Source organism: Comamonas sp. 7D-2 (genome assembly GCF_022749555.1).
Classification (GTDB): Bacteria; Pseudomonadota; Gammaproteobacteria; order Burkholderiales; family Burkholderiaceae_C; genus Comamonas; species Comamonas thiooxydans.
On sequence record NZ_CP094238.1, the window covers coordinates 3,072,905 to 3,099,225 of the forward strand.

The following is a 26,321-nucleotide window of genomic DNA, read 5'->3' on the forward strand; positions in this document are numbered from 1 at the left end:
TAGCAAAGTGAGGTTCTCAGGTCATTGGCAAGCAACCGCATCTGGCCCACAGACGTGTCGACCTGCTAGGCAAGCATGTAGTCCTGCAGCCCCTTCAACAGGGCATCAAATGTCACCTTGCAGCTCGGATTGTTGCGCAGATCTTCGTGCATGGTGAGCCAGGTCTCCAGGCTCAGCGGAATGCTTCCAGGCAATATGTTCACCAGATTCGGGTCGCGCGCCGCCAGATTCACTTGGCACACACCAATACCGCAGCCAGCCCGGATCAACGCCATCTGTGCCATGTCGTTGTCGGTGCGCACCGCAAAGTTTTCGCGGCTCCAGATCGGGAATGCCTTGCGTGCGGCACGCACGAACGAAGCCTCTTCATCAAAGCCAATCAGCGCGTGCTGCGCCAGATCGGCCAGCGAGGCTGGCGTCCCATGCTTGTCCAGATAGCGCTTGTGCGCATGCAGGCCAAGTGGCATCACCCCAACGCGCCGGGCAATCAGTTGCTCCTGCCTGGGTTGTGTCATGCGCACGGCGATGTCGGCCTCGCGCTGCAGCAGGTCCTGTACGCGGCTGGTCAGCACCAGCTCCACCGTCAGGCCCGGGTGTGTGTCCTGCAGTTGCGCCAGGATGGGTGGCAATACCTCTTGCCCTATCACCTCGCTGGCCGTCACGCGCACTGTGCCCTGGATGCCCGAGCCTTGGCTTTCGGCCACCCGTCTTAGCGCAGCGGCAGCGCTGTGCATGGTCTGGGCAAACGGCTTCAGCGCAAGCGCCGCCTCGGTGGGTAGAAGCCCCATTTGCGAACGTGTAAACAGCGTCACACCCAGCGCTTTTTCCAGCGCGTCCACATGCCGCCCCACGGTGGGCTGGGCAATTCCCATGGCGCGCGCCGCACCGGACAGTGAGCCCTCTTCCAGCACGCCCAAATAGGAGCGGTACAGCTCCCAGCCGATCTCGGTAGTGTTGTCCTTGGTCATACAAAAATGTATGGCGGCTACCATATGTTGGTCAATTGCTTAATAGCGGCGCCCGCCCGAAACTTCCTCTCATCGCAACAAATTCAGGGGTAACGGGATGGAAAGCAACACGGTCTTGGTTCTAGGCGCCACCGGTGGTATCGGTGGCGAAGTGGCCCGGCAACTACGCGACGCTGGATGGACAGTGCGCGCATTGCGCCGCAACTGCGAGCAGCAAATTGAGCAGCGCGACGGTATGGTCTGGGTGCGCGGCGACGCGATGAGCCGCGCCGATGTGCTGGCCGCGGCCGAAGGCTGCTCCGTCATTGTGCACGCCGTCAACCCGCCCGGCTACCGTCGCTGGGGTGAGCTGGTGCTGCCCATGCTGGACAACACCATTGTCGCCGCGCAGGCCAACGGCGCCACCATCGTGCTGCCTGGCACGGTCTACAACTACGGCCCCAGCGCCTTTCCCACGTTACATGAAGATTCGCCGCAGCAACCCCTCACCCCCAAGGGTGCCATCCGTGTGGAGATGGAGCGGCGCCTGCAGCAGGCCAGCAGCCGGGGCTGCCGAGTGATCGTGGTGCGCGCGGGGGACTTCTTCGGACCCAAGCCGGGCAATAGCTGGTTCTCACAGGGCATGCTAAAGCCCGGCCAGTCGGTCAAGTCCATCAGCATGCCCAACACGCCCGGCGTGGGCCACCAATGGGCTTACCTGCCCGACGTAGCCCGCGCTATGGTGGAGCTGGTGCAGCGGCGCGACACGCTGGCCCCCTTTGCTGCCTTCCACATGACAGGCCAATGCGACGCCGACGGCACCCAGTTGGCCGCGGCGATCTGCCGCGTGGTCGTCAAGCGCGGCGGAGTCCAGCCCAAAGTGAGAGCCTTTCCCTGGTGGCTTACCGCGCTTGCAGCGCCCTTTGTACCGACCTTGCGTGAGCTACGTGAGATGCGCTATTTGTGGAGCACGCGGATAGAGATGAGCAACGCCAAGCTGGTCTCGACGCTCGGGCATGAGCCGCATACGCCGCTGGATGAGGCGGTGGAGGCTGCTTTGGAAGGTATGGGGTGCTTGCCGGCGACACCTGTGCGCAAGTAAGCCCCGTTAAAAAAGCCGTCACCCTGGACCCGCCGTTCGCGGCCACGCAGAGATCAAATACCGACGTCTGGCGTCGCCATCAATCTTCGTCGTCATCCTCACGCCAGCCTCGATGATGGTGTCTTTGCCACCTATTCCAACGTCGGCCATCTTCCTGCCAGCGCCATCCCGGAACCGCTTCAGGCGGCGGCGCGACTATCACGGGTCGAGGGGCATAGACTGGCCTCGGAACGTACTGAACAGCCGGTGGTCCGTATTGAACGGGCGGTGCCGCGTAATAGTACGAAGGGGAAGGCGCAACGACGTAGGGAGCCGGAGCACCATAGCCTATACCCAGGTAGACCTCTGCATGACCAGGTGCTGCAGCCATGGCGAGGGCGGCAAACAGCGAGAGTGACGTGTAGTTCATCAAGCGACTTTCAAGGCAATGGCGCTCGCCATGCTTGGTCTCTTTAACGAGGGGAATTGAGGAGCGTTGACCAAGCATTTGTAACTTGATGCTCATAGATGCTTTGTATTTTTCCGACTGCCGAAAATGGCATCGACAGCTTTCGGAACATGCGTGGCCGTCATCGATAAGAAGCGAAAATTCCGACTCGTCTTCGGAATTTCTATGAATCTCAATGGCAACCTAAAGGCTTGGGCAAAGCGGATCAAGCGCGATGGCGTGACACTCTGGTTCGCCGGAAAGCAACCCGACACGCCTTGGTATGCAAAAGCTCTGGGACTTCTTGTCGTGGCTTATGCGCTCAGCCCGATTGATTTGATTCCTGATTTCATCCCGGTTCTTGGATATGTGGACGATATCCTCTTGCTTCCAGCGTTGATCTGGCTGACTGTCAAGCTACTGCCCCAATCAGTGCTTGCGAAGTGCCGTGTTCAGGCCGACGCGTGGATGGCCGAAAAAGGGTCTAAGCCAAGTAGTCGCGCAGGCGCGATCATGATCATCGTGTTGTGGGTCGCCACGGGGGTCGCGGCATGGCTCTGGTTGAATCCTCAGTCGGTCTGAGACGGTCGCCTTCCGGCCATAAGCGGACATCGACATTCCGGTTTGCCCCAAGAGATTTGTCACGCTCCGCTCTGACATATAGTTCAGGCAAGGCTCGCCATACTTCAAAGTCATGAAACTACTAGTCATAAGACATGGACAGACCCAAGCCAATGCAGAGCACAGATATTTGGGTGCGTTGGATCTTCCATTGAATGAGCTTGGAATTCTTCAAGCAGAGAGTATTGCGCGTCAGTTCTCATCGCCAATTGATGCTTTGTATTGCTCTCCATTGCTGCGTGCGCGTCAGACAAGTGCCTGCATCAGTGATGCTCTGGGAATTCCTTCACTAGTTGCGCCTGCATTTCGGGAGCGAAACGTTGGGGTTTTTGAGGGCCTGACACAAACGGAGGCAGCTACAGAATTTCCAGAGCTTTGGGCCAAAAACATAACAAGACACTGGCAGGATGCTCCAGATGGGGGCGAGAGCATCCAAGAAGTTTTCGAGCGAGTTGCGCAAGGGATTGCTGAATTACATGCCAACCATAAGAACCACAACGTATTACTTGTAGCCCATGGATTTGTAGCGAAGGTTTCAAGGGCCCTTGTGCTGGGCTTCACCTCGGATTTTTTTGATTGGCAGCTTGGGAATGGAGAGACACTGGAGTTGCAGATGCCCGAGCAGTGGACAGCTAGTGCGGCTTTTATAAGTAGCGATGCTGCACTTGGAGCCTGACAGACTGCTTAGGGTCGTTCTGAGACACTCGCCTACCGGCCAATAACAGTCGCTCTCGGCAGATGAAAGCAGACCCTCAACGCCCCAGCTAAACAGGCGAAAACGTCAGGCCACCAGGCCGGTGACCACGGTGCCGTTATGCATCCGACGGAATGAAGAATTGGGTCGGAGGATCCAGTGATGTGACAGGCATATGGCGCGGAACGCCTTATTGCAGGCCAACGTCAAAAGAGATTTACAAAGCCGAGAATCGTCGACCAGGCCAGCTCAAGCAAAGCCCACGCAGAAAATAATCCGTTCACCACAAGAAAAAGCGCGCCAACGACAAGCACTACAACGATGAGTTGCACAGCCTTCATACGGTGAAGTCTCCCGAAAAAACCAATTTTTTCATTGGGCATGCATGGCTCCTACCGATATGCCGTATCGTGTATCTTTGATCAATTTTAGGTGGGTTATGCACTGTCTCCTCTGGGTCGTTCAGAGGCTCTCGCCTACCAGCCAGACGCAGTCGCTGGACTAGAATCCAGCCGGAAACAGTGAGCGATTTGCAACGGTCACAGCCTGGTCAGCAGCGGCCGTACTGCGTGATTTGCTGCGTGATTCGCGTACATTGAAATTCGTCGCTTCCCTCACCTACGGTCAGCATGGCCGACAGTCATTGAGAGCCGTTAACAAGCCTTGATACGTCGTTGCATCGCCTTGTCGTACTTCCGCACTACCCGCGGCTTCGCGCCTCGTCTCAAGCGCAAACCTTGGGTTTGCCGGGTCGTGCCAGCCACTATCAGCAACACAGGACTCGGATGCGCTATTTAGTGATCGGCACCAGTGGCGCGGGCAAATCCACCTTTGCAAAAAAGCTGGCGCGCAAGATCCGAGCCTCATATATCGAACTGGATTCGCACTACTGGGGGCCAAACTGGCAAGCAGTACCGCCTGAGCAGTTCAAGCATTCGGTTGTTGAAGCTACTCAAGGAATATGCTGGGTAGCCGATGGGAACTACAGTGCTGTTCGAGACCTGCTTTGGTCACGAGCTACGCACGTCGTTTGGCTCAACTACGGTCGCTTCACCGTATTTTCTCGCCTGCTCCGGCGCACTCTTGGCGATGGCATCACCCGCAAGCGTCTGTCGCACGGAAACCGGGAGTCATTGCGGATGGCGTTTTTCTCGAAAGACTCAGTCCTGCTCTGGTCGCTATCTACTTATGCAAAAAACCAGTCGAAGTTCGCCGCTCTGCGCGAGCATGGCGAGTTCGCGCATCTGCAGTGGATTGAATTTTCCGAGCCTTCAGAGGCCTCGATGTTCCTCAAGGCGATCGCTGCCTCACAAGAGCGCTGACACGGGTTCACCTCCACAGCGCTGCTACAGCCCGGCATTTCAATGACTACCTTGCAGTCACTCGGATGCAGGTTCGGGCCGCCGAATATGCCCGCTATCGCTGCACATCGAGGTCGTAAGTGACCCAGTCGGTCGCCGACGCAAGCTTGTCGTAGAGCTGGCGCGCCCGGGCATTGCTGCCAGCGGTAATCCACCGCACCACAGGCCAGCCGCGTTCCTGGGCTTTGGCAGTCACGCCCATGATCAAGCTGCGGCCTATGCCTGAGCCTCGCTGGTCTTGAGCCGCAAACAGGTCGTCGAGAAAGCCGACGTCCTGCGCGATCAGCGGGTCAGGACATGCACGAAAATGCGCCAGTCCCAGCAACTGGCGGTCCTCCGACTCTGCGACCAGCCCTTCCATCGGATGGCGCGGGTCCATCAGCCATGACCAGCTTCGATCCAGGATCGCATCGGTCATGGGCGACTGGTAGAAATGGGCGTACTGGCGGTAGAGATCGCACCATGGCGTTCGGTCACTCATTTCCAGGGGGCGAATTGTCACTGCACTCAGCATTGGGGTTCTCTTGTCCATGGTTGCTCCGGCTTGGTCATTCCCAAGCCGGTTCTGTGTTTTTCACCAGACTGCGGACGCCGCCGACGGTCCTTCGTGCGAGGGAAAGTGCGGCAGCACCTCCCTGGCCAGCTCCTCCAGCACCTCGACTGGCGGGCGCTGTGAAAACTGAATGCCAAACGCGGCATGGTTCACCCCTGCCGCCTGCCACTCTTCAAGCAAGGCCATCAGCCCTCTTCGCCCGGTGCGCAGAACATAGCCACCGTGCAAGGGGGTCCGAGGATAGCCGGGATCATCCACCAGATCGATCCACTCGTTCGTCATGTGCGGCCTGAACGCCCCTCCGGGGACAAGTCCTGGCCTGCAAGATTTGCCTGCTACGCCGTGACCCGGCCTGGAGCGGCTGACCGCTCCGAAGTGCGCGCCTTCCTGGACTGGATTCGCGCAGAAGCGGCCTAGTAAGGCCGCAAGCAGATACCCCGCTGCCCTGCAGGCTGCTCGAATTGAATCAACCGACATTCCCAGCTAGCGCGAAGCCTCTGGCCCCTGCTCAGCGCACTCGCCTTGCCCAAGCCTTCTACCCTCAAGCGAGGCAGATGCAGCATCTCGACATCGTGCTTGCGACAGCCATGCCGCATGTGTCTCAGCGCATCAAAGGCAATACGGGACGACGCAATAACCGCCAGGGCAATCAGCGATTATTCATGCCATTTCTGAATCGCAGTTTCCAAGCTACTGAAGGTATTTCATCAATAGTCCCGGCATGCCACGGCATGCGACGGCAATGACCCGAAACAGCCACCTTCAAGCCTTGAATATCGTCCACCTCGTTTATAACCATATTTTTTAGAAATGAAATATCAAAAAAAACGACATTCAATATTTAATTTCAATCGAGCAATAATAAATGAGGTGTATAGAAAATCATTTGAATGATTTCAATAGCCAAAAAAAAATAATCAACTAAATTTCTAAAAAACATCTACTAAAAATAGAAAAATGGCTTATTTAAATACGCTATCAATAACCAAAAACAGAACTCAGATAGCACAAAATTAACGACGAATTATTTCAGTTTTATATATATTGAAAAATTAAATAAACATAGTTAGTTAAATTAATTATATCTATAGATTAACTCATTAAACACAACACAAGCATCTACCCAATTCCAAGGATTCATTTTGTAAGTTCAGTAAAATTTGACATTATTTGACATTTTCTATGGATTTCCCAATGAGCACTAATTAATTTCTTAAAGTATTCAAGCCCCCTGGTTTTTTCATCGGGAGCCATCTATGCCAGCCGTCCAGACTTCGTCTTGCCCGCCCTTGTTTAGCAATCACAATGACCCTCCTCCATCGCTTAGCCACTCGATGTGGCCTGGGCACATGGTGGGCCAGCGAGAGCAGCCCGTTCGCGTCTTCCTGGTAGACGACGACAGCCATATCCGCAGAGTGATTGCCCAGGATCTGATGGGCGACTCAAGAACACTGCTGGTTGGCCATGCCTGCAGCTTGCGTGAGGCACGCAAGAGCATTCAACAGCACGACTTCGACGTTCTGATGATAGACCTCAACCTGGGCGACGGCGAAGGTCTGGATCTGCTTGAACTTGTCCAAGGCACACACCCGCATGTGCAAAGCATTATCGTTTCAGTAACTGAAAGAGATGAAAAGGTCTTTCAGGCTTTTGAGAAAGGTGCTGTAGGCTATTTGCTGAAAAACTCCTGGTTTGGCGACTACGCACAAGCAGTATTGCAAGTTGCCAATGGTGGCGCATCCATTACTCCGTCTCTTGCCAAGAAAATTCTGTCGCTGGTTAGCAGATCACAAACTTATGTCGTTCCAGCATCAAACCTCACCAAAGAAGAGAAACTTTCTGAGCGAGAAATAGAAATACTCAAGCTCATTGCCTGCGGTTACAGCTCTCCTGAAATATCCACGCAGCTCAAGATAAGCACATTGACAGTATCCACGCATGTCAAGAACATGTACCGAAAGCTGCAGGCCAAGACAAGAGCCCATGCTGTAAAAGCAGCCTCCTTGCGTGGGTTGATATAAATTTGAAGGCATTTTCTTTATTCATGGCCAGAGGTGGCAAGCGTATGGAATCGCTGAGAAATCTTGGCTGGAAGGCAACAACCATTTTCCTTCAGACCATTACCATACTCAGCTGGTGTTTTCTCACGCCACTGCGAGATCAGAATTGGTTTTTTGTCTTCAGTATTTTGGTGGCCTTGAGCGGATTGCTTATCTCGCTTCGCTACATTCCCGGAATCTATCGTGGCCTCAAGGCCAGACTGCGCTCCAGCTCCCAGCCCTCCAAGGAAGTCCAGGAAGAGCGCAAGCGCATCGCCTCAGACCTGCATGACACTTTGGGCAGCCAGTTGGTAGAAGCCTTGAGCCTGATGAACTCACAGCCCTCGGTTGAAGATGGTCCTGCCAGAAAAGTACTGGAGCAATCGCTGCTGGACCTGCGCCTGATCGTCGACTCCATGGATGCCCAAGCCGACAATCTGGCCATGCGCCTGGCGCGATTGCGCTATCGGCTGGAGCCCGCGCTTCAACGCAAAGGCCTTGTACTGCACTGGCAGTTGACCGACCCTGAGCTCGGGGTCGGCCAGCAGACCACGCTGCCGCTTCCCAAAGACCGCGTTGCGCATGAAATCCTGGCCGTCGTTCAGGCCAGCCTCAGCAACGCCATCGAGCATGCCGATGCGACCGAGATGTGGCTGACACTGGAGCCCTATCAACAGGGCGACCTGCAAAGCTTCGGCTGGGAGTGGTATCTGAGCATTGAGGACAACGGCAAGGGCTTCGATCTTCAAGCCGTGCTCGACAACCCCAGCAAGTCCGGGCACGGCGTCAACAACATGTTTCATCGCATGCGAAGCATCGGCGGCGACCTTCACATCCACCCCCGCCATGGCGGAGGCACGCAGGTATTGATGCGATGGCGGTCTGAACCGCCCAGCCTTTGCTAGAGAAGCCTGAATTCACGGCGTTCTTATTGTGGACACCGCGCGTCATGTCGATCTCATGCCCACCTCATGCCCGGTTGAGGGCCCCCGGGCAGGCGATCTCATCTCATTGATGGAACACGCCGCTATTCAGACAGAACGCCATCAGCTCCTGATTGGACTTCGCCTCAAGCTTGCGCATCGCGGTCATCTTCTGCGAGCTGACTGTCTTGATGCTGCGGTTAAGACGTTCGGCAATCTCGGCAAGGCTGCCTCCCCGCACGTAGTAGCGCAGGACCTCGAACTCGCGCGGAGTCAATGACTTGAAGCGCTCCTGCAGCATCTGATGCTGAAGCGAAACATTCGTCTCCAGAAAGGATGGCGGGGTGTAGATGTTTCCCAGCGACACCAGGCGTATGGCCTTGAAAACCTCGGAGGGGTCGTCCTGCTTGAAGACCACGCCCTTGACGCCGGCCTTGTAGAGCGCCTTCACGATCATCGGGTTCGACAGCATCGTCAGCACGATGACCTTCAGGCCCTCGAACTGGCGCAGCAGATAGCCGATGAACTTGATGCCGTCACCGTACTGCGAATCAGGCATGTGATAGTCGACGATGACGATGTCGGGAAGAGACTTCGTCAGCGCCGCCACAAGTTCCGTCGAGGAACTGGCAGTGGCGGTCAGCGTGAGATGGAGGTTTTGCTTGAGCAGGTCGCCAAGCCCCATCAGCACTAGTGGGTGATCATCTGCCAGGACTATTCGTAGTTTCGTCATGCTTTTCTCAATTCGACCCCAATTCTGACGGCACAAACCCCGGCCTATCGAGATGTGTCTCAAGACGGCATTGACTTTCAGGAGCGCGCTGCACGGCCTCTTGAAGTCAATCAAGACCGATTAGAAAAGATAATCCCGAAACACAATAGTTAAAAATCTACAACTGCCGGACTGTGGGCTGCGACAGAAAAACTTCTGACATATATCGCGCCCGGCATCCCCTCTCAAAATCAGAAATACAGGCTTGCACAAAGCGACTTTGAGAATTTTCTGAGAATTTCCGGCCCTTCATTTTCATATCCTTGCCTGGCACCTAAACAAAAGGCGCGCAAGCAAATCGCAATGCAAATGCATTGCGATTTGAAGGAGTTTCCGCACCCGCACTCCAACGCCCGGAAACGCTTTTTAAATCTTCAATCACAGAGTCAATTATGAAAAAACTCGTTCTGAGCTTGGCCGTTCTGTCTGCACTCGGTGCTGCGAGCATTGCTCAAGCTGCCCCGGCCGAAGGCGCCAAAGGCCTTATCAAGTTCACCGGCGTGATCAATGCAGACACATGTGTCCTGAGCAGCCCCAGTGGCACGATCGCCGGCAAGACCCTGACCGTGGACATGGATGAAGTCCCCGCCGCCTCGCTGGGCAGCGAGGAGTCGCCCACAACGACTGGTAACGGTCTGACGGCCGAGGCAAAGGACCTGGATCTGGACATCCAATGCGCCACCGGTACCAAGGTTTCGATGACGCTCACCCCGTCCGCGCCCTCGGGCAAGGGCATTGCAGTGCAAGGCGGAGCCAAAAACGTGCAAATCATGCTGACGCGTGACGGCAGTGTGGTGGACTTCACATCCGGCTCTGCTGATATCGCTGCCAACGCCGCAGTGGAAGGCAAGTTCCGCGTGCCTCTGAAGGCCTACTGTTGATTTCCACCCAGAAGTGACCCACTAGCCCCCGGTTTTTCCATCTCAATCTGACCCACGCATTAACCCTAGCCTGCTGCTTTCTTGTGCAGCAGGAGACCAGGAGTGATTGACGTGGCCACTTTGAGTGTCATCCGGCGCTGGGCTCTGCGTGAGCACCTGTCCATCCGAGAGATCGCCCGCAGAACTGGGCTTTCTCGCAATACCATCCGCAAGTATTTGCGCTCCGACGTTGTGCAACCTCAACTTGCACAGCGCACCATCGCCACCAAGCTCGACCCCTTCGCCAGCAAGCTGTCAGGCTGGCTGCGTACAGAAGTCAACCGCTCTCGCAAGCAGCGGCGCACGATCAAGCAGATGTTTCTGGACTTGCAGGCGTTGGGCTACACCGGCTCCTACAACCGAGTCGCTGCCTTTGCCAGAGTATGGAAGGCTCAGTGTCATGCGGTGGAGCAGACATCAGGGCGAGGCGTTTTTGTGCCCCTGGTCTTCGGCGCTGGAGAAGCCTTCCAGTTTGATTGGAGCGAGGATTGGGCTGTCATTGCGGGTGTACGCACCAAGCTGCAAGTGGCTCACTTCAAGCTCAGCCACAGCCGAGCCTTCTATCTGCGGGCCTATCCCCTGCAAACCCATGAGATGCTGTTCGATGCCCACAACCGTGCCTTTGCGGTGTTTGGAGGCGTCCCTAGGCGGGGGATCTACGACAACATGCGCACAGCCGTCGATCGTGTCGGCCGTGGCAAGCTCAGAGAGGTCAACGCCCGCTTCAGTGCTATGGCCAGCCATTTCCTGTTCGAGGCACAGTTTTGCAATCCGGCCTCGGGATGGGAGAAGGGACAGGTCGAGAAGAATGTTCGGGACGCTCGCCATCGTATCTGGCAATCTGTACCAGCGTTTCCGACACTCAGTGCCCTCAACGATTGGCTAGAGCAACGGTGTCAGCAGTTATGGCAAGAGATTGCGCATGGCCAATTGCCTGGCTCACTTGCTGATGTGTGGGAGCAAGAACGCTCAACCCTGATGCCCATGCCTCGGCCGTTTGACGGCTTTGTCGAGCATGCCAAACGAGTCTCTCCCACCTGCCTAGTTCACTTCGAGCGCAATCGCTACAGCGTGCCGGCCTCTTATGCCAACAGGCCCGTGAGCTTGCAGGTTTATGCCGACCGTCTGGTTGTCGTGGCCGAAGGTCAGTTCGTCTGTGAACACCCGCGCATCATTGAGCGCAATCACCAAGGTTCTGGGCGTACGGTCTATGACTGGCGCCATTACCTGGCCGTATTGCAGCGCAAGCCTGGCGCATTGCGCAACGGTGCGCCGTTTGCCGAGTTGCCAGACGCATTCAAACGACTGCAAGCTTTGCTCCTGAAGCAACCTGGCGGCGATCGCGAGATGGTGGAAGTTCTTGCCTTGGTGTTGCAGCACGATGAGCAAGCCGTCCTGGCCGCTGTCGAGTTGGCACTGGAGGATGGCGTACCTCGCAAGACCCACATCATCAATATCTTGCACCGCCTCATTGATGGAACACCGGAACCTGAGCCCATCCATTCACCCCAAGCCTTGGCCTTGATCGTTGAGCCACAAGCCAACGTCGTGCGCTATGACCAACTCCGACAGGTGCGCCATGCGTCATGACCCCGCCATTGCTGCGATCATCATCATGCTGCGCCAACTCAAGATGTTTGGCATGGCCCAGGCCGTGACAGAACTTGCAGAGCAAGGCTCACCAGCATTTGAAGCAGCACACCCCATACTGTCGCAACTGCTCAAGGCCGAGAGTGCTGAGCGAGAAGTGCGCTCCATTGCCTATCAACTCAAGGTCGCCAGGTTCCCGGTCTACAGAGATCTGGCAGGCTTTGACTTCGCACACAGTGAAGTCAATGAAGCCTTGGTACGCAGCCTTCATCGCTGTGAGTTCATCGAGAAGGCTAACAACGTGGTGCTTGTCGGTGGGCCTGGCACGGGCAAGACGCACATTGCTACAGCACTGGGTATTCAGGCCATTGAGCACCACCGTCAAAGGGTGCGCTTCTTCTCTACTGTTGAGTTGGTTAATGCGCTGGAGCAAGAGAAAGTGCAAGGCAAAGCCGGACAGCTCGCCCACAGGCTGGTGCATACGGATCTGGTGATACTCGATGAGCTGGGCTATCTGCCCTTCAGCTCATCTGGCGGTGCGCTACTGTTTCATCTACTCTCGACGCTTTACGAACGCACCAGCGTAGTAATCACCACCAACCTGAGCTTCAGCGAATGGGCCCGCGTGTTTGGTGATGCCAAGATGACCACGGCTCTGCTGGACCGCCTAACCCACCACTGCCATATTCTGGAAACAGGCAACGACAGCTACCGCTTCAAGCACAGCAGTGCAGTCCAACAACCGTCCATGAAGAAGGAGAGAAACAAAACCTGATCCACATCTTGAGCCTTGCGGCTCAAGTCAAAGGGTGGGTCAGTTTGAGATGGAAATCGCGGGTCAGTTTTGCGTGGAAATTAACAGCTGCTGGAGCGGCGCGTGGAACTGGGCTTTGTCGTCTTGCCCGACGAGCGCTTTGACACCCTGACCCTGGCCGAAGACGAGCTGGTGGCGGTGCTGCCTGCTGCACACCCCCTGGCGTCCCAATCGGCCATTGCTGCCATGAGCTTTCATGGACAGCCCTTTATCCGTACCAGCGCAGGCTCAGGCCCCCATATCGATGCTTTCTTGGCCAGCCAGGGCGTCTCACCCAGAACTCTGTTCAAGTTTGAGCAGCTCACCTCGATGATGGGCTTTGTAGCGCAAGGCGAGGCAGTCACCATTGCCGCACGCCTGGCTCTGCCCGAGCCCCCGGCAGGGGTTGTCTACCGCCCGCTAGAGCCCCGTTGTCGCCGGAAAATCGCGCTGGCCGCGCTGAGCTTTGACAAGCTCTCGCCCGCTGCTTTGGCTTTTGTCGAGCTGGCCCGGAAAAGCAGAGGCAGCCTGGCGATTGAATAAACCTCGTCATCCGAAGCAAGTGGTCTCCCGAGTGCCTGGAGCCAAAGGTAGTCTGCAAAGGCCATGCAAGGCAGATTGCCATCTTCGATAAGGCAGCCAGTCATGGCTGAGCGATGAATGCAAGGTTCATTGCATGACTGGATATCGGCCAAGCAGTCTTCGCCGTCATGGCAGGCTCAAGTCCATGCCGAGCATATTGGCAAGGCCGAAGGTGAACAGCAGAACAAACAGCAGCGCCAGCATGAAGGCGGCAGCCACCTTGCCGCCCGTGCGCAGCAGCGCGCGCCTGTCCATCCCCTTCTTACCTTGGTCGTAATGCCACTTGATGGCAAAGAACATGCACGCGCCGAAGATGAGAACCTTGAACGTAACAAAGATTACAGGGACCCAATCGATCATTTTGAAAATTTCCAGCCTATGACTTGACACTGTCTACCGTGAGGAACACCGCTTCCCCAAGGAGAGAGGCGAAAACGTCGGCGATTGCCATACAAGAATGGAATCGCTACACGCTCTGAGGCATATTACTTAAAAGCAATTTCCATACATTGAGACAAAATGTCTGCGTATGAAAACCATACAAGATGACAGTTTGCCCGTTTGGCTGCCGCGATTGGCCGTGCATGGCGGGCCACGCTTCTTGCAGATTGCGGATGCCTTGCAGGCGGCAATGGCAGACGGTTCGCTGAAACCGGGTGATCGTCTGCCCCCGCAGCGCCAGTTGGCAGCACAGCTGAACCTCGACCTGACAACGGTCACGCGCGCATACGACGAAGCCAGACGCCGCCATCTGCTCGAAGGCCGCGGCGCGCGAGGCACCTATGTCGCGGCACCGAGAATTGAACTGACCTCGGTCCTCGACCTCAGCATGAACACTCCTCCCCCACCCGCTGGCGTGGACTTCGACGACCTGCTGAAACAAGGCCTTTCTCAGGTAATGATGGGGGCAGACACCGCATTGCTGATGACTTACCACCTGGGCGGAGGAAGCGACTCCGACCGCAAGGCAGGAGCCAGATGGCTGGAGCCGATGTTTGGATCTCTGGATTCAGCACAGGTTGTTGTCTGTCCGGGCGCTCAAGCTGCAATTGCCGCATTGATCCTGGCGCTGACGAAGCCTGGCGATGTGATACTGACAGAGCCAGCAAGTTATCCGGGCCTGCGTACTGCTGCGACCCAGTTCGGCCGGCGCATCGTTGCGGTGGAAGCGGACCAGCACGGGATGGTGCCCGAGATGCTGGAGCAGGCCTGCCATCAGCACCAGCCTGGGCTGCTCTACCTCAACCCTACATTGCAGAACCCGACCGCCATCACCATTCCGGAGCGCCGGCGCAAGGAGCTCGCCAACATCGCGAAGCGCTGCAATGTACGCATTGTCGAAGATGATCCCTACTGGCTGCTTGCCGATGCACCGCCACCACCTATTGCCACGTTTGCCCCGGAACAGGTGTCCTACATCTCGACCCTGTCGAAATGCCTGACGCCCGGCTTGCGTGTCGCCTTCGTGCTCATACGTGACCCGCATGAACGCGAACGTTTCCTGGTCGCGCTCAGGTCATTTGCGCTGATGGTCGCTCCTCTGACGGCCGCACTGGCCACACAGTGGATTCTCGACGGTTCGGCTGCTGCTTTGATGGAGGGCGTACGCAAGGAGGCGCGTCTGCGCCACTGGATGGCCAGGGATATTCTTGCGGGGAGGTACAGCGGCACTGGAGACGGCCTGCATGTATGGCTGGAGTTGCCAGGGTATTGGAACTCCTCACAGCTTGCGCGTGCGGCCGACAGCGAGGGCATCGCCGTCACGCCGGCGGAGGCATTCGCAACCAGCGCCACCGGCAGCGGCTCCGTCAATGCCATTCGCATCTCGCTGGGCAGCATCAAGGACCGTGGACGCTTGCAGACGGGCCTTCAAAAGCTGTCTCATCTGCTTGCACGAAGGCCAGAGCCGTTCAGCGCTGCGGTGGTTTAAGTGCCCGGGAAAGACGGTGCACCATTCAGGAGCACCCTCAATGCGGTCGCATCCAGGCCGGCTCAACCATCGACTGCGCCAGCTTTTTTCGCAGAGGACTCATACGGCCGCGACACCGGCTTCGCCGATGACCTTTCCTGACTTTTCGCTCCAGACGTACTTGCTACCATGCTTTCAAAACAGTCTGGAGGGTGTACGTGGGCAAGGCATTACCGCTGCAAGCTCAGCACAAACAGTCAATGCGCCCCACCGTGCGCATGGCGACACTGGGAATGGCCGTTGCGTGGCTGACCTTGGTGACTGGTCTGGGCTGGTGGATGTCACAGCGAGTCGAGGGTGCAGAGCTGGATCGCCTGGCGGCCAGCGCCGAATATGAAGCCAAGACGACCGCACGCATCATGGATCGGCTGTTCACGGAAATGTCGAGTGTGGCCAATATGGTGGCGCGCCAGGGCTCGGTGATCCAGCTGGCCACCCGGTATCGCGACGATCCGCCAAGTCTGGCCAGGCTCACGCGCCAGCAGCGCGCGGCGCAATTCACGCAGGATCCGTTGGTGCGCAAAGTCGGCAACTTCATGCATGAACTCTTGTATGGATGCCTCCCAGCTATGAGTAGTAACCCGCAATGCTTTGTGAAGAAGTCGGCTGCTGCCTTGTATCCGGCCTGTGATGTGGACGCTGGGTTGCCCCTTGTCCGCTGGCCCCGATGTAATCCGCTGACGAGCGCCTCATCTCCTAGGACGGACTTTTGAAGTCCGGTAGTTCATCCAGGTTTAGCTCGTCCCGGTCTGACCTGTTTCACATCACGCTGCTTTGTTGCTGCCTCATCGCCTTCAAAGGTTCACATCCTCCTTTCTCGGGTTGATCTGCTATCCGTTCAAGCCCCAAGCGGCCTGGTGCTCTGGTGGCCTCGTTGGTAGTCCTGCTGTCGGGCCGTAACGGCCCAGATCGTTCGCGCCATCTTGGCCGCCTGTGCCACGATCACAACGTTCGTTGGCCTCCTGGCTTGAAGCTGTTCCAGCCATGGGCCGGGCTCTTTCGCATGTCTCAGTACCGCACGCGCACCGTGAATAAGCAAAGTCCGCAGGTAGGTGTCGCCCCGTTTGGAGATCCCCAGAAGATTTACCCGGCCACCTGTGCCTCGTTGCTTGGGTACCAGACCCAGCCAGGCACAGAATTCGCGCCCCGACTTGAATGCCTTGGCTTCTCCCATAGTGGCGATGGCCGCTGTAGCCGAGAGCAGGCCTACCCCGGGTATCGCCGCCACACGCTTCATGTCCACGTCAATGCGCAGGACCTCTGCAAGCCTCACCTCGATGGCCTTAATGTCTATCGCCAGTTGCTTGATGCGCTGGGCCTGCTCGCGCAGGCTATCGACGACATACTGTGGAATGCTGTTGGCAAGCGCCTCCAGTGCGAGTTCCAACTCGCCCAACAACGCCTTCTTGCCTCGCGCTAAGGTGGCTCCAAACTCATAGAGTAGTCCCCGCAACGCATTGATCTGCATGATCTTCATCCGCATCAACATCTCGCGCTGACGATGCAAGGTGAGCGTGGCTTGTTGCGCCAGCGTCTTCACGCCCACGAATTTGGTACCCGGCTGCTGGATCGCCAGCCAGATGGCGCGTGCATCTGTAGCGTCGGTCTTGTTGCCGTTCACGAATGGGCGCACGGCTTTGGCATGAATCAGCCGCACGGCATGGCCCTGCGCCGTCAACTCACGGGCCCAGTGGTGCGCTCCGCCGCAGGCTTCGATGCCGATCAAGCAAGGTGCACGGTTGGCGAAGTGCCCTAAAACCTTGGCCCGCTTGAGCTGCACGTTGACAATCTCGCCTGTGCTCATGTCCACGGTGTGAAGTTGGAACACGCTTTTGGCGATGTCCAGTCCAATGACCTGCAGGCCGGCCATCTGACCGATGATTTGCCCCGCGCTTTGGGTAGTACGACGATGCATGACGGAACCTCGCTGGTGTTTGTGAAGACATTGGTCTATCAAGCCACGGGCACTTTGATACCGTATCCATTCAAGAGTCCAGCTCGTCTAGCGAACAAGCACACTCCCAAAACGGTCACGCTGTTCATCTTTATGCTTCTGCGGCCTTTGAGCTGCCCGTAGGCAGGGAGACATCCATTACATCTCCAGTGATCTGCGCTATGCCCGCATCTACATGAACAACATGTCGGACGACACGGTGACGGCCAGCAACTGGAACGAGCCTGACAGCATCGTGGGCATGATCTACTCTGGCCGTCCCTATCTGATCGATGCATTGCGTGACGGCAATGGCCATTCGTTCGGTATCGCCCGGCTGAACAAGACACCATCCTATTTTGTAGCCAGCCGCATTGAGAACGAAGACGACATGCCTCTGGGCTCCGTCACGGTGAAGTTCGATACCCCGGAAATAGCGCTCTACCTGACTGGACACCACATTGCACTGATCGTGGATCGCCAGGGAAGAGTGACCACCGCTTCGTCCGCTCCATTCATGCTGCGCAATGCGGCAGGGCTTCTTTCGCCGGGTACTGCGCAGTCTTCCAGCATGCCCTCTTCGCCAGACAATGGAGAAGATCCAGGAATAGCTCTGGATGTGCAAGCCATGGCCAGCTCCGGCCATGCTGATCAGTGGCTCATCGATGGCAAACCCTATCTGCTGCAGCGTGAGCCGCTATCCAAAACACAGTACCAGCTGATCACGATGGCGGCCCTGGATCACCTGCCTGCCATGCGTCGACAGCACTATTGGATGGCAGGGCTGGTGGCGGCGATCGGCTTGCTTTTCATCCTGCTCTCCAGCCACGTGATCGGGCAAATGGTGGCGCGGCGGCAGGACGAGCGACATGCGGCGAACCATGATGCACTGACCAATCTGCCGAACCGGCGCAATGTGATGGCCCAACTGGATCGGCTGTTCGCTTTAGCGGGCCGCACGCAGCAATGGGTCCTGGTGGCCTTCATCGATCTGGATGGGTTCAAGGCGATCAACGACACCTACGGACATGTGGTCGGTGACCAATTCCTCGTCGAAGTCGGCCGGCGCATGTCTGCAGGTTTGCGCAAGAGTGACATGCTGGGGCGACTAGGTGGTGATGAATTTGTCGTCATCGGGCTGATTGCTCCGCCTGACCCAATGGATCAGGACAAGGCTCTTGAAGCCATGCGCAGTCGATTGGCACCGCTGCTGATCGGAAGCTATAAATTTGCCGAGTGCAGCTTCGACTACCCAGGAGCAAGCTTTGGCATTGTGAGTGCCGATCCATCCGCCAGCTCTCCGCAGGCTGTGCTCAAGGAGGCTGACCAGTGCATGTATGCGGACAAACAGGCGCGGCGAGCATCGCAAATACAGTCGGCCCAAAGTGACTCAACCATTGAGACACGCGAATTGGCGGAGCGCCTCCAGGCTTCTGCTCCCGACTTTGGCTCTGTGCGAGCCTGAAACAGAGCAAGAGCAAAATTCCGGCTTCGCCCGACCCGCGTTGACGGAAATCCCTCATTGCCACAGGTTTCTTGCCGCCGCATTGTTGTGCCCTCCGCAAACTACCTCAGAGGTGCCCCATGGCTGAACCATCGACTCCCGACAAGCAACCGCAACCCGATCCGGCCGAACTCAATGCGTTCTTCCCCTCCCCCTACTCGCTCAGCCAGTTCACGTCGCCCAAGTCCGACCTGAGCGGCGCCGACTACGCGAAAACCTATCAAGGCAGCAAGAAGATCCTGATGATCGGCGCAGACGAGCGCTACCTGCTGACGGACAACGGCAGCTTCTTCTCCACCGGCAACCACCCGGTCGAGACACTGCTGCCCATGTACCACCTGGACAAGGCGGGCTTCGCGTTCGATGTGGCAACGGTGTCGGGAAATCCCGTCAAGTTCGAGTTCTGGGCAATGCCTTCCGAAGACGAGACGGTCAAGGGCTTTTTCAACAAGTACCACTCGCAATTCAAGGAGCCGCTGCGCCTGTCGACGGTGCTTGAGCAAGGGCTGGAGCAGTACGCAGCCATCTTCGTCCCCGGCGGGCATGGCGCGCTGATCGGCATCCCCGACAGCAGTGACGTAGGTGCGGTGCTGGAATGGGCTGCGGCCAACAACCGGTTCGTCATCTCCCTGTGCCACGGACCTGCTGCCTTCCTCGCGGTTGGCGACAGCGACATCTACCGAGGCTACAAGATCTGCGCCTTCCCCGACGCACTTGATGCGCAGACCCCGGCCATCGGCTACATGCCGGGTCACCTGACCTGGAAGTTCGGCGAAAGGCTCAAGACCCTGGGTTTCGAGATCGTCAACGACGGCATCTCGGGTGCCGTGCACCGGGACCGTCAGCTGATCACCGGCGACAGCCCTCTGGCTGGCAATGCGCTTGGCAAGCTCGCGGCCGAAACCTTGCTCAAGGAAGTCACGGCCTGAGATGAGCACTGCAATCGCGCAGGCGGCATTGCACGGAGCCCTCGCCATCGAGGGCGCCCGCAGCCTCGCCGCAATCCAGGATACGGTGCGTGCTGTCGGCGCGCCGCTGGGGTACGACCGTTTTGTGCTGTTCTCGGCTTCCAGCGCTCGGGACGATGCGGTGGAGCGCATCTACTGGATCGAAGGCGACTGGTTCGGCACGGGCGCGCCTGTCGATGCTGAAACCTACGTGCGGCACTGCCCGGTGACGCGCCATATCCTGGAGACGAACCAGCCCTTCTTCTGGACCAAGACGAACGGCGCTCAGGGCGAGCGTTACAGCGTCGTCCGCGCGCCGCAAGGCCCGGGTATCCACGGTCTGCAAGTGCCTGTATTCGGCCTCCTGGGGCTGGAAGGCGCAATGAGCCTGGGCGGCGAGCGCATCGATGCCTCGCCGCAGGCCCGGCTGGCGCTGGAGCTGATCGCCCAAACCGCATTCCGCACGGCGCGCAGGCTGCTGGAGCTGCCCGCGCAAGAGGAGCTCGGCCCCTTGTCCGATCGCGAACGTGAGGTGCTCGCATGGACGGCCGCCGGCCGGCGGCAGACGGAGATTGCCGCAACCCTCGGCCTGTCCGAACGCACTGTGGAAAACCACCTGCGCCGCATCCGCAAGCGCCTGGGCGTCGCCACGACGGCGCAGGCCATTCGCGTAGCGATCCGCAACGGAGAGATCGTCGCCTGACTATCCATGTCGGCTCACATCTCAAGTATCCCTTTGGAACATGCAAACGGGAGGCAGGAACCGGCCGCAGGAGCTCTTCAAGACACAGCCCTGCCGGCTTCTGCTCCCGGTCCAGATCTATGCTGAAGTGGGTAGCGCTTTAATGGAGCGCAGAACATTGCGTGTGATGCTTTGCCGTTTGGCAAGGTCGGCAAGTCTGTTGGGAGTGTCCATGTTCAAGGCGAAGAAGACGGGGCCGCTGGGCCACTCTACCCAGCCCACCCACCAGCCGATTTTTCCGGTCCAGCCCGTTTTTGCACGCAGTATCCAGTCAGGCCCCGCTTCATTGACCATCACGTCCTTCACAAGCCGCTGGTGCTCGACCTGGAAAGGCAGTTGATTGCGGTAAAGCCGTTGCAAGAAAGCAATCTGCTCGAAGGACGAGATGGCGAGGTCGCCCTCAACCCAGAATGGCTTGTCGCCAGTGGCGACCGCATTGCCATACCCAATCTTTCGCATATAGGCGCTCTCGCGTGCATCGCCGAGTTCCCTGGCGAAGCGCTCATACACCCAGACGGTGGAGTTCCTCATCGCGGAGCGCAAATTCTGATCCACGTTCCAGGCCTCCACAGGTCGTTTCACACCATCCCATTGAATGAGCTGAAATTCGTCACGCAGCAGCCCTGCATCAAGCGCAAACAGGCTGTGCGGAATCTTGAAGGTAGAGGCTGGCGAGTAACGCCGAGCGGAACGCGACACGTTGTAGACGTGGGTAGTTTCAGAGTTATCGCGTGCATCGAGAACAACGATGCTGCCTTGCGCATCGGCTTCTGCGAAAAACCGAGACCACTCGGCCATTTCTTGAGGCTGGGGGCCAGCCGCCGTCACTTGAGCAAACCCTGCGGCCAGGGCGGATAAGACCAGACTACGTCGATTCATGCGGCTAGTTTAAGGGTCAAACGAACCCGTCCTGAGGTGACAGGGACAGTGGCGGTGACACCTTGCCGCGATGGGGAGCGTCTCTTGCGGGCCGGACAGCGACAGCCGCAATCGCTTGAATCCACAGCCAGAGGCTGTCTTTCGAGCAACCAGATCGGGCATAGCGAGCACTCTGGGAGTTCGGACTGCCGCCTGAGTTGTCAATCGGCGCTCGCTGGCCCTTTAAGTTCAAGCTGATTGCCGTCCGGGTCTTTGCAGTAAATGGACAGGCCCATGCCGTCAGCGCCAAAGCGCCGCACCGCCCTATCCGCCTCAAGACCATGGCCAGCCAAATGGGTGAGTATGGCTTGCTCGTCAAAAGGCTCGATACGCAGGCAAAAATGATCGACATTTCTGCGCTCGCTTGAGGCCGCAGCTCCGCCCGCACGGCCTAAAGGGCCCTCAACATCCACCAGGTCAATCATGGATGCACCAGCTCGCAGATGAACCATACCCAAATCCTCGCGACGCTTCACCAAGGTACAGCCCAGGACCGCTTGGTAAAAGCGGATGCTGCGCTCCAGGTCGGTGACGCGCAACACGATGTGATCAATGTGCTGAATATTGAATTTGCTCATGGCGATCTCCTGCTCCAGGCATGCACACTCCTAATCGTATGCACTTGGTGTGATGGAACCCCAGACGTTCGGCGAGCGTCAGGGACATTTTTTCGATCCTCGCATTGAGTATTTCGGCGTGAGGCGCTGATTTCCATTTCCTTTCGAGAAGTGCTCAGCGCACTGGCGCCGCGCCAGTGGGGCCATCACTATTTTTGTGCTCAAGCCAAGCCCACGCTGGAGGTGGCGGGGATCGCTGTGGCGGCAGGCCTGGCTGCTCCTGCTCCCTGGATCAGGAACACCCCGCCAAGAATCAGGAGCACACCCAGCACACGCATGACGTTGATGGGCTTGGGTTCCAGCCCCATGACACCGAAGTGATCGATCAATACAGCCACGACCATCTGTCCTGCGACCACGGCGACCAGAAATCCGCCGGCACCCAGTTTGGGGATCAGGGCTGCAGCACTGGCGACGTAAACAGCCCCCAGGACACCGCCGATCCACAACCACCAGGGACCGTGAAACGCATTGCTGAAATTCGGCATGGGGGCTTTGACCAGAATCAGCATGGGCACCATCACGGCCAGGCTGATCACCAGCGATGTGGCAGCCCCCCAGAAAGGGTGACCAAGAGCACGGCCTACGTTGGCATTTGCAGCGGCCTGAAAAGGCAGGATGGCCCCCGCCAGCAAGGCCATGCCCAGTGAGGCGACCGTCATCAATGCCATCTTGCTGTTCATATCTGCCACTCCTTCAAACGTCTACAAGCAATGCTTGGATGGTCTCGCATACGGATTAATTATGGAAATCGTTTATATGCACATGTACTATTCTTCGCATGGATGATCTGCGTCGTATCGACCTCAATCTGCTGCTGGCACTTCACGCGTTGCTGACCGAGAAGCACGTGACCAGGGCTGCCATGCGCCTGCACAAGAGCCAACCGGCAGTGAGTCATTCGCTAGCTCAGCTGCGCGAACATTTCAATGACCCATTGCTGGTGCGCAAACAGGGAAAGCTGGAGCTGACGGCCCGAGGCAATGCGCTGCTGCAACCACTCTCGGAGGCTTTGGGCAGCCTCAATACTCTGCTGGGAACACCTCAGTTCGATCCACTGCAGGCACAACGACGATTCAGACTGTCACTGTCCGACTATGCGGCTCGTCTGGTACTTCCGGACCTGATGCGATACGTCCGCAAACATGCGCCCGGCTTTGACTTCGCCATCAGTCAGGCCAGCCGTGATGCCATGCTGGTACAGCTGGCAGACGGTGAACTGGACCTGGCTCTGGGGATCTTTCCCGATCTTGCACAAGACATCCAGGTCGAAACACTGTTCGAAGAGGATTTCATCTGTCTCGCAGACAAGGCCGTCAGTCCGGAAAAAGGAGGACTGTCGCTAGAGGAATGGCTGACGCGCCCTCATGTCATGCTGGCATTGAGGCCGGACGCGAACGACGAGATCGAGCGCGCACTCGCCGCCAAGGGACTCAAAAGGAGGATTGCGGTGGCCTTGCCACACTGGAGCGCTGCGGTTGAATTGCTGCCAGGTACCGATCTGGTTCTGACGATTGCCCGTCGTGCTGTCGGACCGCTGCGCTCATTCAAGAATCTGCGGCAGTTTGCGCCTCCACGCCAATTGCAACTACCGAAAATGGCATACCAACAGGCCTGGCATGCGCGAAAGCACAATGATCCTGCGCTGGCCTGGCTCAGGCTTGCTGTGATGAACAGCTGCAAACCGAATGCTGGCCAGCAGTGAGTTGCCACAAGTTGCGACTTTTGCGGTAATTTTTCTTCAGTCTCCTGGACGCTGCCGATGACTGCGCATGTAACGATGAACGCCAAACAATTTGCTGAAAACTGGGTCAAGCTCAAATCAGAACTTCTTTTGTCTTTCATGAATGCTCATGAGGAGTCGGAGGTCGCAGCGCGGATCGCAGCTCTAGAGCTCACGCCCAAGCAGCACGAGCAACTTCGAGCGATTCTGGATGCGGTGCTGAGAGACACCATGTATACCTTGCTGCTGGGACTTGATGGCGCCGCGAGCATTGGAGGTGAGCAACAAACGTATACGCTGCATGATGAGGACGGCAATCTCATCTCTGATTGCGGTGAGCTGGAAGCAGCTGCATGGGAAGCCTTTCACGGGCAGGATCAGGCACCTGAGGGCGATTGACAAACCATGCCCAGCAGCTGGTCTGCGTCGTTTGCAGTCCTGAATTCATTGGTGAAGTAGGCGTAACTACGCGCTCTTGGTGCTTGCATCTCTTCAATGCGCTCGACTATGCTGGTTACATTGAGTCACGCAGCGCTAGGAGGGAACTTTGCCAAGCATTGAAGTTTTTGAAAAGCTCACTGGTCGCAAATTTTCGGATGCAGAGCTCTTGCATACAAAGGTGCTCGCTTTCCCCGAAGAGAGAAAAAAGAGAGTTGTCTATGGACTGCTGGCCGAGGCTATCGACATTGACTACTCTCAAAAGTCACTTTCTGAGCTTGGCGAGCAAATAAGGCTGGCCCTGTCCAATATTGAGCGCCTTGCACCCAGAGCCTTTGTTGGTCAGAACATTCGCCTGTACGAGGGCGGCAACCACCTGGACATCATCAATGATGGGGTTGGGAGCATGGGCTGGTTGATTGTGGAAGACCACCTGACCTGATTGGACCTCAGACGCCCCCGGAATTCAGAAGCGCAGCAATCCCTTGTCCGGCTTCTGATGCCTGTTGGCTGTCTGCGCAAACGTCGCCGTGCTATCCGCTGCGCCGGTCTGGAGGTCGTTGCTTGCGAAAGAAGTCTTTAACTTAGCGCATCCAATTGATCTGAACTGGCTGAATCAGAAAGGCTCCTCTAGGAGCCTCTTTGCTTAGACAGAAGAGCTGTTTAATCCACAGCGACCATTACCGACGACGCTTTAATGACGGCATATGCGTTGTCGCCCTCTTTCAACCCCAGGGACTGCGCCGACGTCGAGGTAATAGAGGACGTGACTCTCACACCAGGGGCAACTTCCAGTGTCAATTCCGTGCTGACTGGGCCCGTGACAATCGAGATAACCTTGCCTTGCAAGACATTGCGAGCACTGATTTTCATAGTATCTGTATCTGAAGAAGTGACGACGGACAAGAGCATATATTCAGCGACTTGATGTCAGTAGAAGCTCTGCCATATAGAGGACCTATCAGCCGCTATATGACTGCAATGGGTCGAGCAGCGACAGCCGCAATCGGTTGTCGGCTGCGGACATTCGCCAGCCTTTGTGAGTCAAATGCTCCTCAAAAATTACCGCTACATGCGCGATAGTCGATACAGACGATGCCCAAGCGGCAGATACACGTATTGTCCTGACTGGTTCAAATCATGACTTCCAAACGGAGCCAGTAATGACACTTCAGGACATCTCGGACAAGGTAGAAATCAACGAACTCCTGGCACGGTACTGTCATGCCTTAGACGAAAAAGACTGGCACTCGTTTCAAGCGATATTTCTTCCTGATGCGATTTTGGACTTCACTGCTTTTGGTGGACCCAAAGGCTCTCCTGCCGAGCTGCAAGAGTTTTTTGTACCAATCCTTGGCAGCCTGGCCTCGACACAGCACACAGTCTCTACCGTCAAAATTGATCTGGCAGGAAATAGCGCCACCGCCCGATCTGCGGCCATCGTCCCCATGACGGGCAAGACACCTGAAGGCAAAGAAACCACTTTTGTGAGCGGCCTTTGGTATGAAGACAGCCTTGAGCGCACAAAGGATGGCTGGAAAATCAAATCACGAAAGCAAGTTCGCAGTTGGGCCGCAAATATGGCCTGATCCACACGGTCTGAGGCATCGGTATCTATGCGATGGGAATCGAACCGATCAGGCCGGGGTTTAAGGGGGGTGCAGCGGGGCTATCTCCCTCTGAGCGCCATCATTTCAATTCCCGTCGCGCCCCCTAAACTCCCCAGAAAACTCCCCTGGCGCTTTAGTGCTCGCAGCCACCCTACTCTGCCTAGTTGTCGACACGGTTCTCAGCAAAGCCAGCCTGTGATCGACCCGTTATAAAAGCTCACTACTTCGAAAATAACCAAAAAAGGATGAAGGTAAGAAGCACATAAAACAGTACGCCAATTAACAGCAAGCCAGTAACAGTGACTACTCGCTGTCCATCACGTTTAAACCATAGAGATCCTGCTGCACTATAAGTGCGCCCTTCGTCGGCCCTTAGCGATTCGCCGCGCCACTGACCAAAACTTCCAACGATTACGACAATTTTCCCCGTCAATACCAGTAATAATCCAACGAAGCCAGATAGAAGTTCATCCACTGAGAATCCTTAATCACCGTTTAGTGAAAATCTTATACCTTGTCATCAGGCAAGGCAATTAGCGTGCATTCTTTAGAGTCATGAACCGAGCGCCATATGTCTGCTTTTGGCCGATCTAAGG

The 26,321-nt window shown here is 56.9% G+C and carries 27 protein-coding genes and 5 pseudogenes; 20 read left to right on the forward strand and 12 right to left on the reverse strand.

Annotated features, from left to right (window positions below):
- Positions 1–65 precede the first annotated feature (65 nt).
- Positions 66–968 (reverse strand): LysR family transcriptional regulator, encoded by a 903-nt coding sequence (locus MPZ60_RS14120; RefSeq protein WP_034359256.1) that lies wholly within the window; start codon positions 966–968, stop codon positions 66–68.
- A 97-nt stretch (positions 969–1,065) separates the two neighbouring features.
- Here MPZ60_RS14120 and MPZ60_RS14125 point away from each other — a divergent pair, with 97 nt between their 5' ends.
- The 3 genes from MPZ60_RS14125 to MPZ60_RS14135 all read left to right on the forward strand — a co-directional run bounded on the left by MPZ60_RS14125 (position 1,066) and on the right by MPZ60_RS14135 (position 3,773).
- On the forward strand, positions 1,066–2,049 hold the full coding sequence (locus tag MPZ60_RS14125) for an NAD-dependent epimerase/dehydratase family protein (protein ID WP_034359260.1): 984 nt from the start codon (positions 1,066–1,068) through the stop codon (positions 2,047–2,049).
- A gap of 613 nt (positions 2,050–2,662) precedes the next feature.
- Entirely contained in the window at positions 2,663–3,058 is a 396-nt protein-coding gene (locus MPZ60_RS14130) for a YkvA family protein (RefSeq protein ID WP_034359273.1), read from the forward strand.
- 112 nt (positions 3,059–3,170) lie between these two features.
- Positions 3,171–3,773: a histidine phosphatase family protein gene (locus tag MPZ60_RS14135; RefSeq protein ID WP_052057689.1), complete on the forward strand. Its 603-nt coding sequence runs from the start codon at positions 3,171–3,173 to the stop codon at positions 3,771–3,773.
- A 224-nt stretch (positions 3,774–3,997) separates the two neighbouring features.
- Here MPZ60_RS14135 and MPZ60_RS14140 read toward each other — a convergent pair whose 3' ends face one another.
- A complete protein-coding gene (locus MPZ60_RS14140) occupies positions 3,998–4,174 on the reverse strand; it encodes a hypothetical protein (protein ID WP_164091529.1) in 177 nt (58 codons plus the stop codon).
- Positions 4,175–4,576: 402 nt separating this feature from the next.
- Here MPZ60_RS14140 and MPZ60_RS14145 point away from each other — a divergent pair, with 402 nt between their 5' ends.
- On the forward strand, positions 4,577–5,113 hold the full coding sequence (locus tag MPZ60_RS14145; protein ID WP_034359262.1) for a toxin: 537 nt from the start codon (positions 4,577–4,579) through the stop codon (positions 5,111–5,113).
- 94 nt (positions 5,114–5,207) lie between these two features.
- Here MPZ60_RS14145 and MPZ60_RS14150 read toward each other — a convergent pair whose 3' ends face one another.
- Entirely contained in the window at positions 5,208–5,684 is a 477-nt protein-coding gene (locus MPZ60_RS14150) for a GNAT family N-acetyltransferase (protein WP_242607101.1), read from the reverse strand.
- Between the two features lie 42 nt (positions 5,685–5,726).
- Positions 5,727–6,017: pseudogene (locus tag MPZ60_RS14155) on the reverse strand (LLM class flavin-dependent oxidoreductase); the annotation flags it as partial.
- On the opposite strand from MPZ60_RS14155, the pseudogene MPZ60_RS14160 reads away from it, so the two are divergent.
- The 3 genes and pseudogenes from MPZ60_RS14160 to MPZ60_RS14170 form a co-directional block, all read left to right on the forward strand.
- A pseudogene (locus MPZ60_RS14160) lies at positions 6,012–6,122 on the forward strand (transcriptional regulator); the annotation flags it as partial. The pseudogenes MPZ60_RS14155 and MPZ60_RS14160 overlap by 6 nt on opposite strands.
- Before the next feature lie 932 nt (positions 6,123–7,054).
- Positions 7,055–7,726: a response regulator transcription factor gene (locus tag MPZ60_RS14165; protein ID WP_034359278.1), complete on the forward strand. Its 672-nt coding sequence runs from the start codon at positions 7,055–7,057 to the stop codon at positions 7,724–7,726.
- 185 nt (positions 7,727–7,911) lie between these two features.
- Entirely contained in the window at positions 7,912–8,649 is a 738-nt protein-coding gene (locus MPZ60_RS14170; RefSeq protein ID WP_242607102.1) for a sensor histidine kinase, read from the forward strand.
- Positions 8,650–8,752: 103 nt separating this feature from the next.
- On the opposite strand, the gene MPZ60_RS14175 is transcribed toward MPZ60_RS14170, so the two are convergent.
- Positions 8,753–9,400, reverse strand: coding sequence for a response regulator transcription factor (locus tag MPZ60_RS14175; RefSeq protein ID WP_034359270.1), 648 nt, complete (start codon positions 9,398–9,400; stop codon positions 8,753–8,755).
- Positions 9,401–9,831: 431 nt separating this feature from the next.
- On the opposite strand from MPZ60_RS14175, the gene MPZ60_RS14180 reads away from it, so the two are divergent.
- From MPZ60_RS14180 to MPZ60_RS14195, 4 genes and pseudogenes are all read left to right on the forward strand, one after another.
- Positions 9,832–10,320 carry a fimbrial protein gene (locus MPZ60_RS14180; protein WP_187771883.1) on the forward strand — a complete coding sequence of 163 codons (489 nt, stop codon included), beginning with the start codon at positions 9,832–9,834 and terminating at the stop codon, positions 10,318–10,320.
- A 102-nt stretch (positions 10,321–10,422) separates the two neighbouring features.
- Positions 10,423–11,949 carry an IS21 family transposase gene (gene istA / locus MPZ60_RS14185; protein ID WP_034410946.1) on the forward strand — a complete coding sequence of 509 codons (1,527 nt, stop codon included), beginning with the start codon at positions 10,423–10,425 and terminating at the stop codon, positions 11,947–11,949.
- Positions 11,939–12,724 (forward strand): IS21-like element helper ATPase IstB, encoded by a 786-nt coding sequence (istB, locus tag MPZ60_RS14190; protein ID WP_034359664.1) that lies wholly within the window; start codon positions 11,939–11,941, stop codon positions 12,722–12,724. Before istA ends, istB begins: the two co-directional genes overlap by 11 nt.
- 87 nt (positions 12,725–12,811) lie before the next feature.
- Positions 12,812–13,285 (forward strand): annotated as a pseudogene (locus MPZ60_RS14195) (LysR family transcriptional regulator substrate-binding protein); the annotation flags it as partial.
- A 165-nt stretch (positions 13,286–13,450) separates the two neighbouring features.
- Here the strand turns inward: MPZ60_RS14195 and MPZ60_RS14200 are convergent.
- Entirely contained in the window at positions 13,451–13,684 is a 234-nt protein-coding gene (locus tag MPZ60_RS14200) for a hypothetical protein (protein ID WP_034359866.1), read from the reverse strand.
- A 169-nt stretch (positions 13,685–13,853) separates the two neighbouring features.
- Here MPZ60_RS14200 and MPZ60_RS14205 point away from each other — a divergent pair, with 169 nt between their 5' ends.
- Together MPZ60_RS14205 and MPZ60_RS14210 are read left to right on the forward strand one after the other, a co-directional pair.
- Positions 13,854–15,254: a PLP-dependent aminotransferase family protein gene (locus MPZ60_RS14205; RefSeq protein ID WP_242882051.1), complete on the forward strand. Its 1,401-nt coding sequence runs from the start codon at positions 13,854–13,856 to the stop codon at positions 15,252–15,254.
- 239 nt (positions 15,255–15,493) lie between these two features.
- Positions 15,494–15,841, forward strand: a pseudogene (locus MPZ60_RS14210) (GGDEF domain-containing protein); the annotation flags it as partial.
- A gap of 290 nt (positions 15,842–16,131) precedes the next feature.
- Here the strand turns inward: MPZ60_RS14210 and MPZ60_RS14215 are convergent.
- Complete coding sequence (locus tag MPZ60_RS14215) at positions 16,132–17,163, reverse strand: IS110 family transposase (protein ID WP_242899888.1); 1,032 nt, start codon at positions 17,161–17,163, stop codon at positions 16,132–16,134.
- 202 nt (positions 17,164–17,365) lie between these two features.
- Between MPZ60_RS14215 and MPZ60_RS14220 the strand changes: the two are divergent.
- The 3 genes and pseudogenes from MPZ60_RS14220 to MPZ60_RS14230 all read left to right on the forward strand — a co-directional run.
- Positions 17,366–18,691, forward strand: a pseudogene (locus MPZ60_RS14220) (diguanylate cyclase domain-containing protein); the annotation flags it as partial.
- Between the two features lie 119 nt (positions 18,692–18,810).
- On the forward strand, positions 18,811–19,659 hold the full coding sequence (hchA, locus tag MPZ60_RS14225; RefSeq protein WP_034354042.1) for a glyoxalase III HchA: 849 nt from the start codon (positions 18,811–18,813) through the stop codon (positions 19,657–19,659).
- Between the two features lies 1 nt (position 19,660).
- The gene (locus MPZ60_RS14230; RefSeq protein ID WP_034354045.1) at positions 19,661–20,380 is read left to right on the forward strand and encodes a PA1136 family autoinducer-binding transcriptional regulator; all 720 of its coding nucleotides are present in this window, start codon (positions 19,661–19,663) and stop codon (positions 20,378–20,380) included.
- A 117-nt stretch (positions 20,381–20,497) separates the two neighbouring features.
- Here MPZ60_RS14230 and blaOXA read toward each other — a convergent pair whose 3' ends face one another.
- The 3 genes from blaOXA to MPZ60_RS14245 all read right to left on the reverse strand — a co-directional run bounded on the left by blaOXA (position 20,498) and on the right by MPZ60_RS14245 (position 22,637).
- Positions 20,498–21,298, reverse strand: a complete 801-nt coding sequence (gene blaOXA, locus MPZ60_RS14235) for a class D beta-lactamase (RefSeq protein ID WP_034354048.1) — start codon at positions 21,296–21,298, stop codon at positions 20,498–20,500.
- A gap of 200 nt (positions 21,299–21,498) precedes the next feature.
- Positions 21,499–21,915, reverse strand: a complete 417-nt coding sequence (locus MPZ60_RS14240) for a VOC family protein (protein ID WP_034354052.1) — start codon at positions 21,913–21,915, stop codon at positions 21,499–21,501.
- A gap of 200 nt (positions 21,916–22,115) precedes the next feature.
- A complete protein-coding gene (locus MPZ60_RS14245) occupies positions 22,116–22,637 on the reverse strand; it encodes a DMT family transporter (RefSeq protein WP_034354055.1) in 522 nt (173 codons plus the stop codon).
- Positions 22,638–22,735: 98 nt separating this feature from the next.
- Here MPZ60_RS14245 and MPZ60_RS14250 point away from each other — a divergent pair, with 98 nt between their 5' ends.
- The 3 genes from MPZ60_RS14250 (at position 22,736) to MPZ60_RS14260 (ending at position 24,557) form a co-directional block, all read left to right on the forward strand.
- Positions 22,736–23,659, forward strand: coding sequence for a LysR family transcriptional regulator (locus tag MPZ60_RS14250; RefSeq protein WP_034354058.1), 924 nt, complete (start codon positions 22,736–22,738; stop codon positions 23,657–23,659).
- 75 nt (positions 23,660–23,734) lie between these two features.
- Positions 23,735–24,076 carry a hypothetical protein gene (locus tag MPZ60_RS14255; protein WP_034354244.1) on the forward strand — a complete coding sequence of 114 codons (342 nt, stop codon included), beginning with the start codon at positions 23,735–23,737 and terminating at the stop codon, positions 24,074–24,076.
- Between the two features lie 148 nt (positions 24,077–24,224).
- A complete protein-coding gene (locus tag MPZ60_RS14260) occupies positions 24,225–24,557 on the forward strand; it encodes a hypothetical protein (RefSeq protein ID WP_034354061.1) in 333 nt (110 codons plus the stop codon).
- A gap of 221 nt (positions 24,558–24,778) precedes the next feature.
- Here MPZ60_RS14260 and MPZ60_RS14265 read toward each other — a convergent pair whose 3' ends face one another.
- Entirely contained in the window at positions 24,779–25,027 is a 249-nt protein-coding gene (locus MPZ60_RS14265; protein WP_308487356.1) for a molybdopterin-binding protein, read from the reverse strand.
- Positions 25,028–25,278: 251 nt separating this feature from the next.
- Here MPZ60_RS14265 and MPZ60_RS14270 point away from each other — a divergent pair, with 251 nt between their 5' ends.
- On the forward strand, positions 25,279–25,704 hold the full coding sequence (locus MPZ60_RS14270) for a nuclear transport factor 2 family protein (RefSeq protein WP_003062329.1): 426 nt from the start codon (positions 25,279–25,281) through the stop codon (positions 25,702–25,704).
- A gap of 241 nt (positions 25,705–25,945) precedes the next feature.
- Here MPZ60_RS14270 and MPZ60_RS14275 read toward each other — a convergent pair whose 3' ends face one another.
- Positions 25,946–26,200 carry a hypothetical protein gene (locus tag MPZ60_RS14275; RefSeq protein WP_080745982.1) on the reverse strand — a complete coding sequence of 85 codons (255 nt, stop codon included), beginning with the start codon at positions 26,198–26,200 and terminating at the stop codon, positions 25,946–25,948.
- Between the last annotated feature and the right edge of the window lie 121 nt (positions 26,201–26,321).

Excerpts from the sequence above, each read along its gene's own strand:
- hchA (WP_034354042.1), top strand. The coding sequence starts at position 18,811 with ATGGCTGAACCATCGACTCCCGACAAGCAACCGCAACCCGATCCGGCC.
- MPZ60_RS14215 (WP_242899888.1), bottom strand. The coding sequence starts at position 17,163 with ATGGCCGGCCTGCAGGTCATTGGACTGGACATCGCCAAAAGCGTGTTC.
- MPZ60_RS14200 (WP_034359866.1), bottom strand. The coding sequence starts at position 13,684 with ATGATCGATTGGGTCCCTGTAATCTTTGTTACGTTCAAGGTTCTCATC.
- MPZ60_RS14245 (WP_034354055.1), bottom strand. The coding sequence starts at position 22,637 with ATGAACAGCAAGATGGCATTGATGACGGTCGCCTCACTGGGCATGGCC.
- MPZ60_RS14135 (WP_052057689.1), top strand. The coding sequence starts at position 3,171 with ATGAAACTACTAGTCATAAGACATGGACAGACCCAAGCCAATGCAGAG.
- MPZ60_RS14255 (WP_034354244.1), top strand. The coding sequence starts at position 23,735 with ATGAACGCCAAACAATTTGCTGAAAACTGGGTCAAGCTCAAATCAGAA.
- MPZ60_RS14140 (WP_164091529.1), bottom strand. The coding sequence starts at position 4,174 with ATGCCCAATGAAAAAATTGGTTTTTTCGGGAGACTTCACCGTATGAAG.
- MPZ60_RS14175 (WP_034359270.1), bottom strand. The coding sequence starts at position 9,400 with ATGACGAAACTACGAATAGTCCTGGCAGATGATCACCCACTAGTGCTG.
- MPZ60_RS14240 (WP_034354052.1), bottom strand. The coding sequence starts at position 21,915 with ATGAGCAAATTCAATATTCAGCACATTGATCACATCGTGTTGCGCGTC.
- MPZ60_RS14205 (WP_242882051.1), top strand. The coding sequence starts at position 13,854 with ATGAAAACCATACAAGATGACAGTTTGCCCGTTTGGCTGCCGCGATTG.
- MPZ60_RS14265 (WP_308487356.1), bottom strand. The coding sequence starts at position 25,027 with ATGCTCTTGTCCGTCGTCACTTCTTCAGATACAGATACTATGAAAATC.
- istB (WP_034359664.1), top strand. The coding sequence starts at position 11,939 with ATGCGTCATGACCCCGCCATTGCTGCGATCATCATCATGCTGCGCCAA.
- MPZ60_RS14270 (WP_003062329.1), top strand. The coding sequence starts at position 25,279 with ATGACACTTCAGGACATCTCGGACAAGGTAGAAATCAACGAACTCCTG.
- MPZ60_RS14130 (WP_034359273.1), top strand. The coding sequence starts at position 2,663 with ATGAATCTCAATGGCAACCTAAAGGCTTGGGCAAAGCGGATCAAGCGC.
- MPZ60_RS14180 (WP_187771883.1), top strand. The coding sequence starts at position 9,832 with ATGAAAAAACTCGTTCTGAGCTTGGCCGTTCTGTCTGCACTCGGTGCT.
- MPZ60_RS14230 (WP_034354045.1), top strand. The coding sequence starts at position 19,661 with ATGAGCACTGCAATCGCGCAGGCGGCATTGCACGGAGCCCTCGCCATC.
- MPZ60_RS14250 (WP_034354058.1), top strand. The coding sequence starts at position 22,736 with ATGGATGATCTGCGTCGTATCGACCTCAATCTGCTGCTGGCACTTCAC.
- MPZ60_RS14145 (WP_034359262.1), top strand. The coding sequence starts at position 4,577 with ATGCGCTATTTAGTGATCGGCACCAGTGGCGCGGGCAAATCCACCTTT.
- MPZ60_RS14165 (WP_034359278.1), top strand. The coding sequence starts at position 7,055 with ATGGTGGGCCAGCGAGAGCAGCCCGTTCGCGTCTTCCTGGTAGACGAC.
- MPZ60_RS14125 (WP_034359260.1), top strand. The coding sequence starts at position 1,066 with ATGGAAAGCAACACGGTCTTGGTTCTAGGCGCCACCGGTGGTATCGGT.
- MPZ60_RS14150 (WP_242607101.1), bottom strand. The coding sequence starts at position 5,684 with ATGGACAAGAGAACCCCAATGCTGAGTGCAGTGACAATTCGCCCCCTG.
- MPZ60_RS14120 (WP_034359256.1), bottom strand. The coding sequence starts at position 968 with ATGACCAAGGACAACACTACCGAGATCGGCTGGGAGCTGTACCGCTCC.
- blaOXA (WP_034354048.1), bottom strand. The coding sequence starts at position 21,298 with ATGAATCGACGTAGTCTGGTCTTATCCGCCCTGGCCGCAGGGTTTGCT.